Origin of the sequence: Polaromonas glacialis (assembly GCF_000709345.1) — a bacterium.
Lineage (GTDB): Bacteria > Pseudomonadota > Gammaproteobacteria > Burkholderiales > Burkholderiaceae_C > Polaromonas > Polaromonas glacialis.
This window is the reverse complement of sequence record NZ_KL448326.1, coordinates 76654-93798: the sequence shown is the minus strand read 5'-3', so window position 1 is coordinate 93798 and position 17145 is coordinate 76654. Positions and strand designations below refer to the sequence as shown.

Below are 17145 nucleotides of genomic sequence, written 5' to 3'. Positions count from 1 at the left end.
CTCTTCCATTCATTTGCTTTTCAAGGCGAACTGATGCGCGTCACACCTGCGCGGCCCAGCACGAGCAGCGCGCCGTCAATGCCCACGCGCATATCGACCGGCGCATCGCTGATGCTGGCAAACGCGTAGGCGGCGTTGCCATTGGCCGGGTCGAGCCGCCCGATGAATCTGCGGCCAAAGTCGGCAAAAAAGTAGTTGCTGTGGTAAGGCGCTGGGAACACTCCGGTCGCAGGGTAAAACGTGCCGCCTGCGATGGCAAAGCCGGTAAAAAACCCACCCGGGCCGGAACCGGGCGGCGCCGCATCGCTGTGGCGGTAGGCGAACAGCGGCGCCGCGATGCCTGCGCCGACGTTGTCAGGGCCTTCGGAGCCAGGCCATCCGAAATTTGCGCCAGCCACGCCCACGTTGATCTCTTCCCAGGTGTTGGCCCCAGCGTCATTGATGTGGATGCGGCCGGTCAACGGTTGCACCGCGAAGCTGAACGGGTTGCGCAGCCCGTAAGCCCACACGGCGCGCGCCAGTCCCTGCTGGGCGGCAAAAAACGGGTTGTCCGCCGGAATGCTGCCATCGTCGTTAAAGCGCAGCAGCTTACCCAGCGGGCTGCGCAGGTCCTGCGACTTGCTCGGATCGGCGTTCTCGCCAACGCCAACGTAGAGCTTGCCATCGGCGCCAAAGTGCAATGCGCCGCCGTTGTGGTTGGTCGCCGCGGACAGCGGTGGGAGCTCGACCAGGACCAACTCGCTCGAAGCCATGGCCTCATCGCCCTGCGCGGTGAAGCGGCTGATACGGTTGTGCGTTGCGCCCGCCGCGCCAGCGTTCACCGTGTAGTGCGCAAAGACATGGGGCGTGGCCGGAAAATTCGGGTGCAGTGTGAGGCCGATCAGGCCGCGCTCGCCCGACGCGTCAACTGCCAGCCGCACGAAAGGCTGCAGCAGCAGCCCACCGGCCTTGTACACCCGCACCGCGCCGCCCTGCTCTGCGATGAACAACCGTCCGTCGGGCGCTTGCGCCAGCGCCGTGGCCTGACTCAGGCCGGAGATGAAACGCTCGTTTTTCGTGAAACCGGCCGGCACCGAGGTGCTGCCGCCAAACTTCACCGTCGCTGCGGACCAGGCCGAGACGTTGCCTGCGGCATCACGCGCACGCGCGCGAACCACGTGCTGGCCGGCGGCATACTCGGCAGTATTGACGCTGGCGGCAAAGGGCGCGGTGTCATCCGTGCCTGCGCCAAGGCCATCGACCTCGAACTCGACCCGCGTGACGGCGATGTTGTCGGTTGCAACGGCGCCCAGGGCCAGCGTACCGGTCAGATCGATGGCAAGGTTCACAGGCGCCGTGAGCGTCACCTGCGGCGCCGTGGTGTCGGTGGGGCCGATTTCATTTTCACCGCTTGCCCCGCCACTTCCCCCGCCACTTCCCCCGCCACCGCAGTTCAAAAGGAGTGGCGCAGCGAAAACCAGCATCCACCGACGTGCAGTCGAGCAAGCGCCCATGTGTCTTCTCCTGTGGCATCGTGAAGAGAAATTTGACCATTGCATTGTATGGACCGGCACGATTCCCACCCGTGGGCGGGGTCATGAAGCCATTCAATGGGGTGCCGGCAAGAAAAGCCTTCGTTCCTGGTGGATGCCCTCCTACTCTTCGGATGTGCCGTTGTTGCAGCCGCCGCTTTACGCTTTACCGCATCACACCCGGTGCCGCGCGACCATGTCCTCGCGCCACGCCAGCCCGATCCCCGGGGAGTCCCAGGGCAGCAGCATCCCGCCCTTGATCTGCAGGGGCGCCTGCCGCAGCCCGCCGGCGGCGTCCAGCACTTCGATCCAGTGCGCCGTCGGCGCCCCGCACAGCAGCTGCGCGCTCGCTTCGACGAACGTGTGGGACGACATGGGCAGCCCCGCCGCCTGGGCCAGCGCCGACGCCTCGAGCCAGCCTGTGACGCCGTGGATGAACTGCGCGTCCGGCATGACCAGGTCCGAAGCACAAGCCTCAATCGCCGCGCGCATCTCGGACGGCCCGTGAAAGTTCTCGCCGATCTGGATGGGCGTGGCGATCGCCTGGGCAATGCGGGCGCAGCCCGCCAGGTCGTCGGCGAGCACCGGCTCCTCGATCCACTCGAGCCCTTCGCCATCGAGCGCCTTGCAGCGCGCCATCGCCTCGGGTAGCGTCTGCGACTGGTTGTAGTCGATCATGAGCGCCGTGGCGTTGCCCAGCGCCCGCTTGGCCGCGCGCACGGCGGCCAGGTCCTCGGCGAAGGTGGCAAACCCCGCCTTGATCTTCAGCCCGGCAAACCCCGCCGCCAGCGTTTCTTCTGCGATGGCGACGACTTCTGCTGCGCTGTACAGGCCCACGCTGTAGTAGGCCCTGAGCGGCCGAAGCTCGGCCCCGAGCGCGCGCGCCAGCGGCTGCCCGCGTGCGCGCGCCCAGGCGTCCCACAGCGCCATGTCCAGTCCCCCAAGCGCTGCGCCCAGCAGGCCCTTCATGCCAAACAGGCGGCAGCGGCGCAGCAGGTGCGCGTGGACATCCCGGGGCGCCAGCGGCAAGCCGATGGTCATGCTCGCAAGACTGGCCACGGTTTGCTCCAGCGCCGCCAGCAGCTCGGGCAGGTACACCTGCGCGTAGGCGTGGCCCTGCACCCCTGCATCGGTGTCCACATCGATCAGGACAAGGGGAAAGCGGTCGATGGTGCCCGACGCGGTGCGCACCGGCCGGGTCAAGGGGGCCAGCACAGGCGTCGTGCGGATACTGGTGATCTTCATGGGCGCGAATGTCCAGTCGGGTGAAGTGGAAGCCATCGGAGAACGAGCGCAGTGTGGCAGGAATTGAAGGCTCGTGCGGTCCGTCATCGAGAAACCAAGCAACCGGAAAAACACGGGAAACACCGCAATTGATGCATGTTCGAGCGGAAAGTTTTAATTGTTTTGAGAAACAAGTCAAAGCGCTTTTGACGCTTGCCGTGATCCAGATGGCGTCGTCATTGGCGGGGAGCGTACAACGCCGTCACACCCTGATGATGTAACGCCTTGATTAGGGCTGCGAACCGATGGGGCGAAGCGGTCGATCCACGCTTGCTGGACGGCCCGACCGTACACTGCCGGATAGCGATTTCACTTTTTCCCCAAAGAAAGACCGAGCATCCACCATGGCAGGACCCACCACCGATTTCTGGCAAGCGCGCTTTGACAATAAAGAAACCGGCTGGGACCGCGGTGCGCCCAGTCCCCAACTGCTGGCATGGCTGGAAGGCGGCGCCTTGCAGCCATGCCGGGTGGCTGTTCCCGGCTGCGGCGGCGGCTGGGAGGTGGCGGAGCTGGCCAGGCGAGGGTTTGAAGTGGTTGGCATCGACTACACCCCGGCGGCGGTCGAGCGGACCCGGGCTCTGTTATCGGCCCAAGGCTTGAGCGCCGAGGTCGTGCAGGCCGATGTCCTGACGTATCAGCCCGACAAACCATTTGATGCCATCTACGAGCAGACCTGCCTGTGCGCGCTGCATCCAGACCATTGGGTGGACTACGCCCGGCAGCTTCAAAATTGGCTCATCCCCCAGGGCAGTATTTGGGCTCTATTCATGCAGATGATGCGACCGGAAGCCAGCAGCGAAGGGGTCATAGCGGGTCCGCCTTACCACTGCGACATCAACGCCATGCGGGCGCTCTTTCCCGCGCAAGACTGGAGGTGGCCCAAGCCGCCCTATGAAAAAGTGCCCCATCCTAACGTCGGCCATGAGCTCGGCCTTCATCTGATACTTCGCCAGGGGCGGTGACCTTGGCGTTGACGGAACTCGAACGCAAGCGTTGTGAAAAGGCCCTGGCGGACTTCATGGCACGCCGCCGGCCGCTACCGCACCTGCACAGCCAGCTCGACCTTGGCTACAAAATGGAAGGCCAGAGCATCGAGATTTTTGAAAGTCGGCCCCACTGGAAAGACGCTGGCGTTCGGCAGGAGTCCCCCGTGGCCAAGGCGACTTTTGTGCGAACACAGGGCCTCTGGAAAGTCTTCTGGATGCGTGCAGACTTGAAGTGGCACAACTACGAACCCAAGGCTGCGGTCAACACGTTCAAAGAGTTCCTGGGTGCAGTTGACCGTGATGAGCACGGGTGTTTCTTTGGCTGAACGCGGCGCGTTGAATGTCAAGCGAACGGTGAGATGGATAGGGAGCTGACGGGATTTCAAGCATGGCGCCTTCCTGCAGACATGCAGGTCAGGCTTTCATTCAAATATTCGTTTTTCAGGGGCCCCTCATGCCGCACGAATCCAGACTGACCTTTGAGCTGCGTGCTCTGTTGCATGCCAGGCGCGTCGCTGCCCTGGGAACCCTCGGCGAAGATGGCAACCCGTTTGTTTCCATGGTGCCTTTTGCGATGGCGCCGTCGCTCGGGTGCCTGGTCATCCATGTGAGCGGCCTGGCGGCCCACACGGGCAACCTGCAAGCCCGGCCCAACGTATCGCTGCTTATTATGCAGGCGGAGGTGCAGGGCGAACCCGTCCATGCGTTGCCACGCGTCACGCTGGACGGCCGGGCACAGGTGCTGGAGGCCGGCACTCCAGCCTGGGAAACGTGCCAGGCTGCCTATGTGAAGCGATTTCCGGAAGCCCAATTCATGACGCAACTGGGCGACTTCCGATTTGTCGCCATCGAGCTCAACGGTGCCCGTCAGGTCGCCGGGTTCGGCGCTGCGCGATCAATCGACGCGCAAGAAGTCAGGCTGGCTTTGGGGTTGCCAGGACCGTAACGCAGGCGTCAAGCCTGGTCGGGCAAGTGTCCGTCCGTTCTTGTGTTTGCTGGCGTTGCAGGGGCGTTCGAGGCAGCGCGTACGACGCCAAGCTTCAGGCTCGGGAGGGCGAACATGCGGTCCATCGTCTGAACGCTGCCCTCTCTGCCCTCGCTGCGCTGCTGCTCCATGTCCTGCAGCGTGCGAAACCCCACGCCTGCAAGCTTGGCGAGTTCCGCAGTGGTGAGCCGCATCGTCTTTTTCAGGTGCCGCATGGCCAGGGCAGGCTCCACACCTGATGGGCCAGCACAGACATTCAACATTTAAATTCACCGGCGCGGCTGAGGAAAAGCCCGTGAAACGAAGGGCTGGGTGTCATCGCGTTGACTTCTCAATAGGTGGACGGTTCTTGCGGTAAGAGTTTTTCAGCAAGATCTTGCCGTCGCGAAAGGTGAACAGATCACAACCATGAACTTCGACGCGCTTTCCATCCGCATGTGTTCCCGTGAATGTCCACTCGGAGAGACCTCGGTCTCCATGGACCACATGGCGCACCTGGCCCCAGTGGGCATCGGGAAAGACCTCCCAGACCTGCGCGAAGCCCGCGCGCACGGCTTGTCTGCCAACGTACCGGGTGCCGCAGGCCTCAGCGCCAGCAGAGGACTCGAAGACGCAGTCCTCTGTCATGAACGACATGAGAGCATCGACGTCGTGGCGATTCCACGCGTCGGCAAAGGCCTGCAATACGTCCGTGGTCACTTCAGGAATCAACATTGGCATGATCGGGCACCTCCTACAGGCGCTGCACAGGAATGTGCGGTACGGAAGGCCATCGTGCTCTCTGCCGCCAGAGACTGCAATACAACGTGGTGTGTTGGCCCATTGGCGTTGTGCACGCGCGTTGCGGCGCACCCGGCGCACCAGTCGATAATTTCCTGTCGGCCTGGATCAACAGGGCAGGACTCGTTCCTTGCAAATCCAAACCGCTGATTCACCGCGATCTGGGCCTGGCCAAGCGCGAACGCCCATCTTTCATCCGTGAGAGCTGGATGTCGCTCGTACTGAATTTTCAGGCCAGCTTCGATGTTCTGGCATACGTCAAGGAATTGGTCGTCGTTCAAACGCATGGGCGGACCGGTGGTGGCGGGTCAGCAAATCGAGGCGGTCAGTATGCCAACCGTCAGTATGAGTAGCCACGCGCCACCCAATAGTGCCAATCGGCAACGGCTTGGCCAGTTTGTACGTCTGGCGCATGACACGCAAGCTGCTCGAGTGGCACCGCAAGCTCGGACTTGGCGTACTTGACGAGAACGAACACCTCTGACATGCAGTCATCTTCTGATGCCAGGCCAACGACGTCGACTCCGGTGCCGACTTCCAGCGGTGATGTCGCGCGAGCAGACTGGCACGCCGCCTTGAACGGCACTTGCAGTTTGTCTTGGAGGTAGCAGTACCAGCCCATGGCGCGTTCCGTCGCGTCGTAGGCATCCACGACGATCTCGAAAGTGATGCGGTTTTCCCGGTCGGGCTGCTCGGGTAGGCGTTTCATGGCGTGCGGGGTTTGTGAAGGCTCACGTCATGATAATCGTGGTGAGGAACTTTGGGCTTGAGCGGCAGCTGCACGGCTTGTCAATTTCTCTGGGCAACGGTTTTGCGGCGCAAGTTGGCCAGGCACCTGACAAAATACGGTGCCGCGCTGACCGCCCGTGAGCTACCGGCTTGCCAGTGTCACCAAGGCGCCAAGCCAGTCCCCCAACGTGTCCATCCCCTGTTGTCCCAAGGACGTCGCCATGCCCATGACGCTCAAAGAAGCGCTGCAAAGTTTGCTCGTTGCCGACCTGAAGGATTTGATCCGCTACGTGCCGCAAGCCGAGGCCGTCGGCCGCAAAGACGAGTTGATCGAGCGAATCGCTGACGCGATGAAGAGCGCAACGTTGCACGCCATTTGGTTGAAACTCGATACCCTGCAGGCGGCCGCTGTCGCCGAGGCCGTTCACCATCCGCAGGGCGAGTTCTCGCCGCAGCGCTTTCGCGCCAAGTACCAGGGTGACCCCTCGTTTGAAGTGGCTGGGACTCAGCCGTCCCGCTATTCGAGCCACAAAAAATCGGCCCTGGCATTGTTCATCCACTATGCGTTCAAGGAGCGGGTGTATTTCGTACCGCTTGACTTGCGGGCGAGCTTGCTTGCGTTCGTGCCCAAACCCGCTGATGTGCGATTAAGCAGTTCCGACACTGCCCCAGCGGGTGAAGGGCTGACAGAGCGCCTGACCGAGCGCGAAGCCTTGCACGAAGTGGTGGTCATGCTGCGCACGCTTGAACAGGCCCGCCTAACCGTCAGCGAGAAGACGGCGCTGCCCAGCAGCAGCACTCTAAAACTACTGGTCGAAAAACTTGTCGGCGGCGATTTCTACCCTGTGGAGGAGAAAAAAGACAAGTGGGATCAGACGATCGGCCCGATCAAGGCCTTTGCCTGGCCCATGCTGCTCCAGGCTTCTGGCCTGGCGCTGCGCACCGGCATGCGCCTGACGCTGAGCCCGAGCGGCGTCAAAGCCCTGAGCGCGCCTCCTGCGGACGTGCTGCGCACGCTGTGGCGCAAGTGGCTCAAAACCACGCTGCTCGACGAATTCAGCCGGGTGGACGCCATCAAGGGCCAAAGCGGCACCGGGCGCGTGATGAGCGCCGTGCCCCCACGGCGCGCTGCGATCGAAGCGGCATTGCAGGCGTGCCCGACCGGTCGATGGGTGCGACTCGATGATTTTTCACGGTTCATGCGGGCAGCCGATCACGTCTTTGCAGTCGCCCATGACCCCTGGAAGCTGTACCTGTGCGAACGTCAATACGGCAGCCTGGGGTATGACGGCTCTAATGGATGGAACATTTTGCAAGATCGCTACATGGCGGCCGTATTGTTTGAATATGCCGCCACGCTCGGCATCGTCGATGTGGCCTACGTTGATCCCACTGAAGGGCATGATGACTTTCGGGATCTGTGGGGCGCCGACGACCTGCGGTTTTTGAGCCGTTACGATGGGTTGAACAGTTTCAGAATCACGGCGCTGGGCGCTTTCATCCTGGGGCGGGAGGCCACTTACCAACCGGTGGCCCAGCCCAGCCAGGTGGCCATTTCGGTGATGCCCAGCCTGCAGGTCCAACGGGTGCGCGGAATCCTCAGCGCACAAGACGCGCTGCTGCTCGAACTCTGGGCAGAACCGATACAGAAGGATGTTTGGCATCTGGACCGCCCAAAAGCCGTGGCCGCCATCGAGAAAGGCCACGACATCGCGCTGCTCAGGCAATTTTTGGAAAATAACGACGACCTGCCGTTGCCGGAGTTGGTCGAATCGTTTTTGCTTCGCTGCGCACGCGACGGCCAGGCACTCAGGACCGGCGCCAGCGCCGTGCTGATCGAATGCCGCGACTGCGAAACCGCTGACAGTGTGGCCACGCACAAGGAAACGAGCTCGCTGTGCTTGCGCGCCGGACCGAAAACCCTGGTGGTTCGCCATGAGCACTTGGGCAAATTCCGGGAGAGCGTGCACGTCCTCGGGCTCGGGCTGGTGTCTTGAGGCAGGTTTATTCAGGCCCCCTGCATTTCCACCTTGGAGGCGTCTGGTCAGTGGACGCGAAGGGCCGTTCCAGCTGGGGAAACACCGGACCTCCCGGAAGCGGGTACTTGTCACTGATGGGTTGCCTTGCAATCCTGCCAAGCAAGAGGTCGGCAGTTACCGCCTGCAAAAGACTGACTGAAAGCGTAGCCCCAGTCGAAGTTTCCACGTCAAACCCGACATCGATTTTTTCATTTTGACCGTCAGCTGCATTCCCGTGCGTCTTCCAAGTCCAGGACCGGCTGTCTGCGGTCAGTTTCCACTGGACGATGCGCACGCTGCAGGACAAGAACCCGGCACTGAACTGCCCACTGCCTCAATTCGCGGCGGCGCCTTGTTGCTGCAGGCGCTGCAGCAGCTCCCCGGTCGGGTAGCCGTCGGCCGGCAAGCCCAGGCTGCGCTGGTACTGGCGAACCCCGCGCCCCGTAGCTGGTCCCATCGTGCCATCGGGCGCCCCGCTGTCAAAGCCGCGTGCGTTCAGCGCCGTTTGCAGTGCCAGCAGCTCGCTACGCGACAGCGGCAGCAAGTCGCGCGGCCAGGCGGTCTGCACTGCGGGGCCGCCAGCGAGCTGCTGCGCCAGCAACCCGACGGCCAGCGCGTAGCTGGTCGAGTTGTTGTAGCGCAGGATCGTGCGAAAGTTCGCGCCGACCAGGAACGCCGGCCCGCGCGCGCTGGCGGGAAGCAGGAGCGAAGCGTCCAAAAGCAGCGGCAGCGGCGCGCCGTCCATCGACTGCACCCCTTCGCCCGCCCACTGGCTCGCCGGCTGACGGACCTGCAGGTCGGCGCGCGCGTAATCAAATCCCGGCGGCAGGCGCACCTCGATCCCCCACGGCTGGCCGGCCTGCCAGCCGGAACTGGCCAGGAAGTTTGCGGTCGACGCCATCACGTCGGGCAGGCTGCCCCAGATGTCGCGCCGGCCGTCGCCATCGGCATCGACCGCATAGGCCAGATAGTTCGACGGCAGGAACTGCGTCTGGCCCATCGCGCCGGCCCAGGAGCCGACCATCTGCGCGCGGCCGATGTCGCCGTTTTGCAGGATCGTCAAGGATGCGAGCAACTGGCTACGGGCCCACGCCTCGCGCCGGCCCTCGAAGCCAAGCGTCGCCAACGCGTCGATGGTCGGGATGTCGCCCACGAAGCTGCCGTAATTGCTCTCCATGCCCCAGATCGCGATGAGGACCTCTGCGGGCACGCCGTAGCGCGCGGCCATGGTGTCGACAACGGGGCGCAATTGCGCCAGCTTGTCCTGGCCACGGTTGACGCGCTGCGCCGACAGCGCGCGGTCGAGGTAGTCCCACACCGCGCGCGTGAACTCGGGCTGCGCCCGGTCCGACGCGATGACGCGCGGGACGAGGCGCACGGTGTCGAAGGCGCTCTGGAGCGTGGCTTCGCCAATGCCGGCTACGCGTGCGCTGGCGCGGAACCCGGCCACCCAGCGGGCGAACTGCTCGCTGCGCCCGGCCTCGTCGACCACGGCTGCGGCCTGGGGTGGGGCCGGGCTGGCGCTGAGCTTCGAGGGCGCCGGCGCCTCGGGTGGGACCGGTGGAGTCGAGGCGCAGCCCGCCACGACGAAGGTCGCCAGCAACGCGGGCACCAGCCAGCGGCAGGCTGGTGCTGGAAAACGAAATGGGGTGTGCATTCGATCTATTCTCGCCGGTCCATGGGGTGTCGCCGCAAAACGCGAGGGGCATGCTATCCAGCGCGCAGCGCGAACAGGGCCCGCAGCGCATCGGTCAGGTGTTCGTCCTTTTCCAGCAAGCCAGTGGTGATGCCGCCGAGCGCATTTTCCGCGACGGGCGCACCGATCAGTTCGAGCTGCTGCGGGCGTAAGGCAGTTGAAAAAAGGACGGCTGGTTGCGACCGCTGTGCCAGCGGTCGCAAGACCACCCGGCCCTCCCCTGGTCGGCTGAGACCCATCCCATCATTTATGCGCTTAAAGAATAACTAAATGATATTCTTTAAAGGAATAGAATTCAGTTATTCTTAAAAGGCATATTCATGCAGCACCGTATTGTGAGCGTCGATCAGCTGGGACTGCTTTTGCACTCTGCACGCAAGGCCGCTCACTTCACGCAGGCGCGATTGGCTTCTCAGTTGGGGCTGAGCCAGTCCCGGCTGTCCAAAATCGAGCAGAACCCCGGCGGTGCGACGGTCCAGCAGTTACTGGCCTTGTGCGGCGTACTGGACATTGAGCTGATGATGCACTCTAGCCCTCGCACCCCCTCCAGCCCCAGCGCACCGGGTGATGATGTCGCCTGTGCCCCGGAGTGGTGAAGTGGCAGGACCGGTGGCTGTCAAGGAAGTTGTCGCCTGAAGTGAAGTGAGTCAGGCTACCTTTTGAGTGTTTCGAAGCTCCTTGATTTGTGGGTTTTCTGGGTTGAGGTGCACGACATCGACATGCGCCCACTGGCGGGTCTGCCTTGACCAGCGCTGGGGATTTTCCTGGCGTGCCCGTTCATAGACGAGCGATCGCTCCTCAAGCAATGCCCGGTCCAGGCCGGCATGGCGTTGGGCTGGAGTCACGAAGCCAATCGCGCTGTGGTGATGCTGATGGTTGTACCAGTGCGCCAGCTCGGTCACCCAGCGCCTTGCGGCCAGCAGGTTTTCAAACGGCTTGACAGGCAATTGCGGGCGGTACTTCAGGGTTCTGAACGCCGATTCGACATAGGGATTGGAGCGAGCAGTCAACTGCGCCGCATGGCGACGTTGAGCGACGACCTTTTCGCGTCACCCATCCGCACCATCCGCTGTTCGGTCAGGTGTTCGATCTGGTCGAGCGTGGGAGGAACTGGCGCGAAGACAGGGTTTTTTTCCACGACACAGCAGGAGGCTCGCACTCGATGCCGGCGGTCTGGACCGACCTGGTCGCCGAAGACCCTTTCAATGCTGTGGCGCGGGGACGTGCCGCGTTCCGGGCTCAAGAACTCCTCGAATTGGTGCAACTGATCGAGGCAATGAAGTCATGAGCCGGCCCCTTCAGTGTAAAGAAGATATTGTGCAAAGTGTAAAGGCGATTACGTCTTGTCTTGCATCTGTTCGATGCTACTGGCATGGGAGCTCAACATACATGCTGCACATGAAACCTCCTATCGCTTGCAGTGATCACCTTGACAGTGTGTTCATGCCGAACATAATCCTATTTACATACATTGACTGGCCTGAGCCGAGGAGGGTCCATGCCCATAGATCGAGACAAGCACGACAAGCAAGCGGTCCTGCGCCAGCACGCTGCGCTCAACCCGCGTGCGCACGGCGTCACTCACGCACTGTTCGCCAACAACGCGTTCTTCGACCCCGACGATGTGCTGCAGGTCAAGTACGAGATGCTGCGACTGGTCAACATCGACAAGCGCTCGATCAGCGAGGCTGCCAAGGCCTGCGGCTTTTCGCGTCCCTCGTTCTACCAGGCCATGACGGCCTTCGAGAGCGGCGGCCTGGCCGCTTTACTCGCCCACAAGAGTGGTCCGCACGGTGGCCACAAACTCACGCCAACGGTGCTGCAGTTCATCTGCGAGGCGCGTGCTACCGATCCGGATATTCGTGCGGAGCGCCTGGCCGAGTTGGTGCACCAAAATTTCGGGGTGCAAGTTCACCCTCGCAGCATCGAGCGGCAGTTGCTGCGCAAAAAAAAACGGCGCTGATACCCGTGTCGCTTGCGCCGCTGCTGCGCGACGACAGTCTGGTTGCACGCTACGAAGATCTGCGCCAACAGGTGCTTGGCCGATCGGCCGTTCAACCCCAGGGCCTGGCTTTGTTCACCCGTGGCGGTATGTGCGCCTGGATGCAGGTGTGGAGTCAGTGCGTGGCGCCGACGCCGGTGCCGGCGCCGCCACAGGGTGACCAGCAGATCTGTCCAGCGCAGTTGCACAGGGACGTTGCAATGCTGCTGGCCAGTATGGTTTTGTTCAATCGGCAGGAGGCCCTCGTATGTTGAATGATCACCATCAGAAGGTGCAGGCCAGTCACCTCAAGCGCAACGCCTACCTCTATGTCCGCCAGTCGACGCTGCGCCAGGTGTTCGAGAACACCGAGAGCACCAAGCGCCAGTACGGCTTGCGCCAACGCGCCGTGGCCCTTGGCTGGGCAGACGAACGCGTCATCGTCATCGATACCGATCTTGGCCAGTCCGGCGCCGCCACGGATCGCGAAGGCTTCCAGCGCTTGGTCGCCGAAGTCGGCATGGGCCACGCGGGCATCGTGCTGGGTCTGGAGGTCTCGCGCCTGGCACGCAACTCCATGGACTGGCATCGGTTGCTGGAGATCTGCGCGCTCACCTCGACGCTGATCTGCGACGAGGATGGAGTCTATGACCCGGCACACTTCAACGACCGGTTGCTGCTCGGCCTGAAGGGCACCATGAGCGAGGCGGAACTGCATGTGCTGCGCGCGCGCCTGCAGGGCGGAATCCTGAACAAGGCGCGCCGCGGCGAGTTGGAGATGCGCCCGCCCGTGGGGTTGATCTACACCAGCGATGGCACGCTCGTGCTCGATCCTGATCAGCAAGTCCAGCATTGCCTGAGGTGGCTGTTCGCGGCGTTCGCCCGCACCGGCTCAGCCTGCGCCACGGTCAAGGCCGCGCGTGATGAGAAGCTGGCATTTCCGCGGCGCTGCGCCAAGGGTCCCCACAAAGGCGAACTGCTGTGGGGCAGCCTGACGCACGACCAGGTGCTTCGGGTGCTGCACAGTCCCCGATACGCTGGAGCGTTTGTTTATGGACGTTGCCATACGGTCAGGACCATCGATGGCCGCACCCGGCTGCGTCGAATGCCGCGCGATGAATGGGTCACGTTGATCCCGGGTAACCATGCGGGGTATATCTCTTGGGACGAGTTCGAGCTCAACCAGCATCGCCTGCATGCCAACGCGCAGGCGATGGGCACCGATCGGCGGCGCGGACCACCGCGCGAGGGTCCTGCGCTGCTGCAAGGAATGGTCTTGTGTGGGCGCTGCGGTCAACGCATGACGGTTCGCTATCACGATCGTCATGGGCAATTGTGTCCCGACTACATATGCCAGCGCGAACGCATCAAGCACGGTCAAGCGGTGTGCCAACACGTGCCCGGAACCGGCATTGACCAAGCGGTCGCAGCGGTGCTCATCGAGGCGGTCAATCCGGTTGCGCTCGAGGTGTCGCTGGTCGTTCAACAGGAACTGCAGTCTCGCTTTGAAGAGGCGGACCGCATGCGCCATGCCAATGTTGAACGCGCGCAGTACGAATGCGAACTGGCGCAGCGACGCTATATGCGCGTTGATCCCGACAACCGGCTGGTGGCCGACTCCCTGGAGGCGGATTGGAACGAGAAGCTGCGCGCGCTGGGCGATGCACGCGAGGAGTACACCCGTCGCCGGGATGAAGACGCACGCTTGTTGACCGACGAGCAGCGCAAAGCGATCGTGCAACTGGCCACCGACTTCCCTCGCCTGTGGAACGATCCGGGTACGCTCGATCGCGATCGCAAACGCATGGTCAGATTGCTGGTGGAGGACGTCACCTTGAATCGTGACGACAAGATCACCATACATATTCGCTTCAAGGGTGGTGCGCGCAAGTCGCTGCATCTACCCCTGCCCAAGTGCTCCTGGCAGCAGCGTGTGACGCCCACTGCCGTGGTCCAGGAGATAGACCACTTGCTTGACGAACACACCACGGCGCAGATCGCCGACGTTCTCAATGCTCGTGGATTCGCGCCGGGTGCGGGATCGGCATTCAATACACGGATGATCGCGCGTTTGGCGCGCGACTACCATCTCAAACCGCGGTACGACCGATTGCGCGAGCGCGGCATGTTGACACTGCAGGAAATGGCCGACGCATTGCACGTCACCCCCCACACTGTCAAGATCTGGCTGCGGCGCGGCCTGTTGCGAGGCCACGCCTACAGCGACAAGAACGAGTCCTTGTATGAACCACCAGGCGACCTGGCTCCCCGCAAGAAGCCCGGCGCCAAGCTCTCGCAGCGGCGTCTGGAGGCAACGGTTCCACCTGAACGTACGGAAGGAGTGCAGTATGCGACGTAGTCCTTGTCGTTGCTTACGGACGGCCGGCTGCGCGTGTGCGCCACTCCCAGGCGCTGCATCGTGGCCAGCATGGTCTCGCCCTTCATCGGCGCGCCATTGTCCGAATGCACCGTCAGCTGGCCCGGGGGAATGCTGTGCCGCGCGCAGATGTCGCGCAGCAACTGGCTGGCCAGCTCGGCACTCTCGCAATCGAACACCTGCCAGCCAACGATCTTGCGGCTGAACAGATCCTCGAACAGGTACAGGTAGAAGTGCTGGCCGCGCACCTGGGTTGGCAGGTACGTGATATCCCAGCAAAACACCTGATCGGGCCCGGTCGCGGCCAGGGCGCGCGGCCGGCTGCGCTTTTGCGCTGAACGCTCTGCGCGCCGATGGGCCAACTGGCCCTCCTGGCGCAGCAGGCGGTACATCGTGGATTCGGACGCCACATAGACGCCGCTGTCGGCCAGGCGAGGCACGATCTGGCTCGGCGGCAAGTCCTTGAACGCTTCGCTGTTGAGCGTGGCCATCACGGCCTGGCGCTCTTCTTCAAGCAGCTTGTTGGCCGGGCGTGCATAGCGCCGCTTGCCTGAAGGGCGCTGGTCACCCTCGGCCGCCTCAGAGCGCTGCCAGCGCTGCACGCTGCGGCACGACAAGCCGATCTGGCGGCAAGCCGGTTGCAAACGCGCCCCGTCGGCGCAGGCCTTGTCAATGAGGCCGAGCAACTTTTGGCGCTGCTGGACGGACGTCATTTGTCCGCGCCCTCCAACAGCGCCTGGAAGTTTTTTTGCAACACCAGCAAGGCAGCCACCTCGGCCAGCGCCTTTTCCTTGCGCCTGAGTTCGCGCTGCAACTGATCATGCTGGCGCTGCAGCTCGCGAAAGGCGCCGCTCGCCTCGCGTGAAGCGGGCACGGCAGGGGTGCAAAACGCCTGGTGCCACTGCACCAGCTGATGCTCGAACACGCCATGCTCGCGGCACCAGCTGGCCCGGGCCATGTCATCCAGTGCATAGCTTTGCTGCAGCGCCATCAAACGCTGTGCAGGCGTCCAGGCCGACGCCGGGCCGTCCAGTGCAGCAGTTGCAGCGGACACCGGGGGGGCTATCGTGCCGGTTTTCTTGCTTGCGCTTTGCAGCCACTTCCTGAGCGTGCCGGCGGACATGTTGAGTTCACTGGCAACGCTGATAACGGAACGCGTGCCGCGATGCCTGGCTTTGAGCAATGCCTGCTCTTTAAATTCAAGGGAGTGATGTGAATGCGGTGTTCTGGTCATGAAATGTCGTTGCCGGGCAGTTAGCCATTGAAGAATTGGACGCGACAACAAGTCTGACACCCGGGGACGACATCGCCCGTGTGGCGCCGTCGATTTTTGCTGCCCAGGCGCACGCTAGCCGCTCAGAGCGCTACACCTACATTCCCACCATCGACGTGCTGCGCGGCCTGCGCCGCGAAGGCTTCGAGCCCTTCATGGTGGCGCAAACGCGCGTGCGCCAAGAAGGCAAGCGCGAGCACACCAAGCACATGCTGCGCCTGCGCCATGCCGACCAGATCGAGGGCAGGGAAGCCAACGAGATCATCTTGCTCAACAGCCACGACGGCACCAGCAGCTACCAGATGCTCGCCGGCATGTTCCGGTTCGTCTGCCAAAACGGCATGGTCTGCGGCGATACCGTGCATGAGGTACGCGTCCCGCACAAGGGCGACGTGGTGGGGCAGGTCATCGAAGGCGCCTTCACCGTGCTGGATAGCTTCGAGGCGGCCCAGGCGCAGCGGGACAGCATGCAGCGCGTGTGCCTGTCCAGTGGAGAACAGAGAGCGTTTGCCCGCGCGGCCCTGGCGCTGAAATACGACGAGCAAGCCGCGCCGGCGCCGGTCAGCGACGTGCAGCTGTTGACGCCGCGCCGCCTGGAAGACGGTGCGCCGGACCTGTGGACCACGTTCAACCGGGTGCAGGAAAACCTCACCCGGGGCGGCTTGCGCGGGCGCAACCGCACCGGGCGCGCGACCACGACGCGCCCGGTGAGCAGCATTGACCAGAGCGTCAAGCTCAACCGCGCCTTGTGGGTGCTGGCCGATGAAATGAGAAAGCTTCGCGGCTAAAAGTCCACGCCCTGGCATGGGGCCAGTCCCCGGTCCCCTGTCCAGGGCGTGTACTTCCCATAGGATGGCGCGCCTTGGATCTTGCCCTTTGTGGAGGCATAATTTATTGTCAATAAACAGCCATGCCTTGTTGACAACCATTGACCCACCATCCGGCGACCGAAGGACACCATGCCCACCCTTGAGAAAATGACATTGCAAGAGTTCGAGGCGCTACGTCCCCTGCTGGGGCGCCTGGCGCTGGACACGGTCGATATCGCGCGGGCCGTGCTGGTCGAGGGCGTCAAGCCCGCCGAGGCGGCCACGCGCAACCACATGAGCCGCCAGCGCGTGCATGGGATCGTGCAGCGCTTTCGCGCCGCTGCCCGGCAAGTGCCGGCCACCTGGCGGCGGGTCGAGGTCTGGCTGCCGCCCGAGCTGGCCGCGCAGGTGGAGGCCATCGCCGCCAAGGCGCGGGACGACCACGCGGCCGGCGTTCCTCATGGAAAAAAAGCCGTGCAAGCAGGCAGCACCCGTGCGCCCGGCGCCGATTCACTGCACGGTGCCGCAGAAGGCTGACCTGCCGGACAAGCCAAGCCATCCATTTTTTCTTCCTCCTGCCCGAATGGCGTTGCACCCGGCGCAGCGCCAGCGACACCGCGCCAAGGACTTGAACAGTGCAAGCGTTGGCGCCTTGGCCGACGGACCTGGACGACATGAATTTGCAAACAATTGTATTCATAACCTTTATAGCT

The 17145-nt window shown here is 63.1% G+C and carries 20 protein-coding genes and 1 pseudogene; 12 read left to right on the top strand and 9 right to left on the bottom strand.

Going from position 1 to position 17145, the window contains the following annotated elements; genetic code table 11:
* Nucleotides 1-20 precede the first annotated feature (20 nt).
* Together EC86_RS0123850 and EC86_RS0123845 are read right to left on the bottom strand one after the other, a co-directional pair.
* Entirely contained in the window at nt 21-1346 is a 1326-nt protein-coding gene (locus tag EC86_RS0123850; RefSeq protein ID WP_232230040.1) for a PQQ-dependent sugar dehydrogenase, read from the bottom strand.
* 339 nt (nt 1347-1685) lie between these two features.
* Nucleotides 1686-2792, bottom strand: a complete 1107-nt coding sequence (locus EC86_RS0123845) for an enolase C-terminal domain-like protein (RefSeq protein WP_232230039.1) — start codon at nt 2790-2792, stop codon at nt 1686-1688.
* Between the two features lie 347 nt (nt 2793-3139).
* Between EC86_RS0123845 and EC86_RS0123840 the strand changes: the two genes are divergently transcribed.
* From EC86_RS0123840 to EC86_RS0123830, 3 genes are all read left to right on the top strand, one after another.
* Nucleotides 3140-3760, top strand: coding sequence for a methyltransferase domain-containing protein (locus EC86_RS0123840; protein ID WP_051676329.1), 621 nt, complete (start codon nt 3140-3142; stop codon nt 3758-3760).
* Nucleotides 3757-4110: a DUF3024 domain-containing protein gene (locus tag EC86_RS0123835; protein ID WP_198026905.1), complete on the top strand. Its 354-nt coding sequence runs from the start codon at nt 3757-3759 to the stop codon at nt 4108-4110. Before EC86_RS0123840 ends, EC86_RS0123835 begins: the two co-directional genes overlap by 4 nt.
* A gap of 128 nt (nt 4111-4238) precedes the next feature.
* The gene (locus tag EC86_RS0123830) at nt 4239-4730 is read left to right on the top strand and encodes a HugZ family pyridoxamine 5'-phosphate oxidase (RefSeq protein ID WP_029528298.1); all 492 of its coding nucleotides are present in this window, start codon (nt 4239-4241) and stop codon (nt 4728-4730) included.
* An 8-nt stretch (nt 4731-4738) separates the two neighbouring features.
* On the opposite strand, the gene EC86_RS26650 is transcribed toward EC86_RS0123830, so the two are convergent.
* From EC86_RS26650 to EC86_RS0123815, 3 genes are all read right to left on the bottom strand, one after another.
* The gene (locus EC86_RS26650) at nt 4739-4963 is read right to left on the bottom strand and encodes a hypothetical protein (protein WP_232230038.1); all 225 of its coding nucleotides are present in this window, start codon (nt 4961-4963) and stop codon (nt 4739-4741) included.
* 121 nt (nt 4964-5084) lie between these two features.
* Nucleotides 5085-5489, bottom strand: a complete 405-nt coding sequence (locus EC86_RS0123820; protein ID WP_029528297.1) for a nuclear transport factor 2 family protein — start codon at nt 5487-5489, stop codon at nt 5085-5087.
* A 400-nt stretch (nt 5490-5889) separates the two neighbouring features.
* Complete coding sequence (locus tag EC86_RS0123815; protein WP_029528296.1) at nt 5890-6258, bottom strand: calcium-binding protein; 369 nt, start codon at nt 6256-6258, stop codon at nt 5890-5892.
* A gap of 241 nt (nt 6259-6499) precedes the next feature.
* Here EC86_RS0123815 and EC86_RS0123810 point away from each other — a divergent pair, with 241 nt between their 5' ends.
* A complete protein-coding gene (locus tag EC86_RS0123810) occupies nt 6500-8275 on the top strand; it encodes a hypothetical protein (RefSeq protein WP_029528295.1) in 1776 nt (591 codons plus the stop codon).
* A gap of 355 nt (nt 8276-8630) precedes the next feature.
* Here EC86_RS0123810 and EC86_RS0123805 read toward each other — a convergent pair whose 3' ends face one another.
* Nucleotides 8631-9953: a lytic murein transglycosylase gene (locus EC86_RS0123805; RefSeq protein WP_029528294.1), complete on the bottom strand. Its 1323-nt coding sequence runs from the start codon at nt 9951-9953 to the stop codon at nt 8631-8633.
* A gap of 50 nt (nt 9954-10003) precedes the next feature.
* On the opposite strand from EC86_RS0123805, the gene EC86_RS29220 reads away from it, so the two are divergent.
* Together EC86_RS29220 and EC86_RS0123795 are read left to right on the top strand one after the other, a co-directional pair.
* Nucleotides 10004-10144, top strand: coding sequence for a hypothetical protein (locus tag EC86_RS29220; protein ID WP_156955490.1), 141 nt, complete (start codon nt 10004-10006; stop codon nt 10142-10144).
* A 168-nt stretch (nt 10145-10312) separates the two neighbouring features.
* Nucleotides 10313-10588, top strand: coding sequence for a helix-turn-helix domain-containing protein (locus tag EC86_RS0123795; protein ID WP_029528293.1), 276 nt, complete (start codon nt 10313-10315; stop codon nt 10586-10588).
* Nucleotides 10589-10639: 51 nt separating this feature from the next.
* On the opposite strand, the gene EC86_RS0123790 is transcribed toward EC86_RS0123795, so the two are convergent.
* Nucleotides 10640-11002, bottom strand: a complete 363-nt coding sequence (locus EC86_RS0123790; protein ID WP_029528292.1) for an integrase core domain-containing protein — start codon at nt 11000-11002, stop codon at nt 10640-10642.
* On the opposite strand from EC86_RS0123790, the gene EC86_RS28195 reads away from it, so the two are divergent.
* From EC86_RS28195 to EC86_RS30185, 4 genes are all read left to right on the top strand, one after another.
* A complete protein-coding gene (locus EC86_RS28195) occupies nt 10972-11280 on the top strand; it encodes a DUF5372 family protein (protein ID WP_269635758.1) in 309 nt (102 codons plus the stop codon). The genes EC86_RS0123790 and EC86_RS28195 overlap by 31 nt on opposite strands.
* 210 nt (nt 11281-11490) lie before the next feature.
* Nucleotides 11491-11955: a helix-turn-helix domain-containing protein gene (locus EC86_RS0123780; protein ID WP_029528224.1), complete on the top strand. Its 465-nt coding sequence runs from the start codon at nt 11491-11493 to the stop codon at nt 11953-11955.
* A gap of 5 nt (nt 11956-11960) precedes the next feature.
* Nucleotides 11961-12248, top strand: coding sequence for a hypothetical protein (locus EC86_RS0123775; RefSeq protein WP_029528225.1), 288 nt, complete (start codon nt 11961-11963; stop codon nt 12246-12248).
* Nucleotides 12242-14332, top strand: coding sequence for a recombinase family protein (locus EC86_RS30185; protein WP_029528226.1), 2091 nt, complete (start codon nt 12242-12244; stop codon nt 14330-14332). Before EC86_RS0123775 ends, EC86_RS30185 begins: the two co-directional genes overlap by 7 nt.
* Nucleotides 14333-14364: 32 nt before the next feature.
* Here EC86_RS30185 and EC86_RS30510 read toward each other — a convergent pair.
* Both EC86_RS30510 and EC86_RS0123760 read right to left on the bottom strand, forming a co-directional pair.
* Nucleotides 14365-14742: pseudogene (locus EC86_RS30510) on the bottom strand (transposase); the annotation flags it as partial.
* A 317-nt stretch (nt 14743-15059) separates the two neighbouring features.
* Nucleotides 15060-15584 (bottom strand): transposase, encoded by a 525-nt coding sequence (locus EC86_RS0123760; RefSeq protein ID WP_029524731.1) that lies wholly within the window; start codon nt 15582-15584, stop codon nt 15060-15062.
* Nucleotides 15585-15619: 35 nt separating this feature from the next.
* On the opposite strand from EC86_RS0123760, the gene EC86_RS0123755 reads away from it, so the two are divergent.
* Complete coding sequence (locus EC86_RS0123755; protein ID WP_232230037.1) at nt 15620-16411, top strand: DUF932 domain-containing protein; 792 nt, start codon at nt 15620-15622, stop codon at nt 16409-16411.
* 171 nt (nt 16412-16582) lie between these two features.
* Nucleotides 16583-16969 carry a TrfB-related DNA-binding protein gene (locus EC86_RS0123750; RefSeq protein ID WP_051676325.1) on the top strand — a complete coding sequence of 129 codons (387 nt, stop codon included), beginning with the start codon at nt 16583-16585 and terminating at the stop codon, nt 16967-16969.
* Nucleotides 16970-17145: the final 176 nt, after the last annotated feature.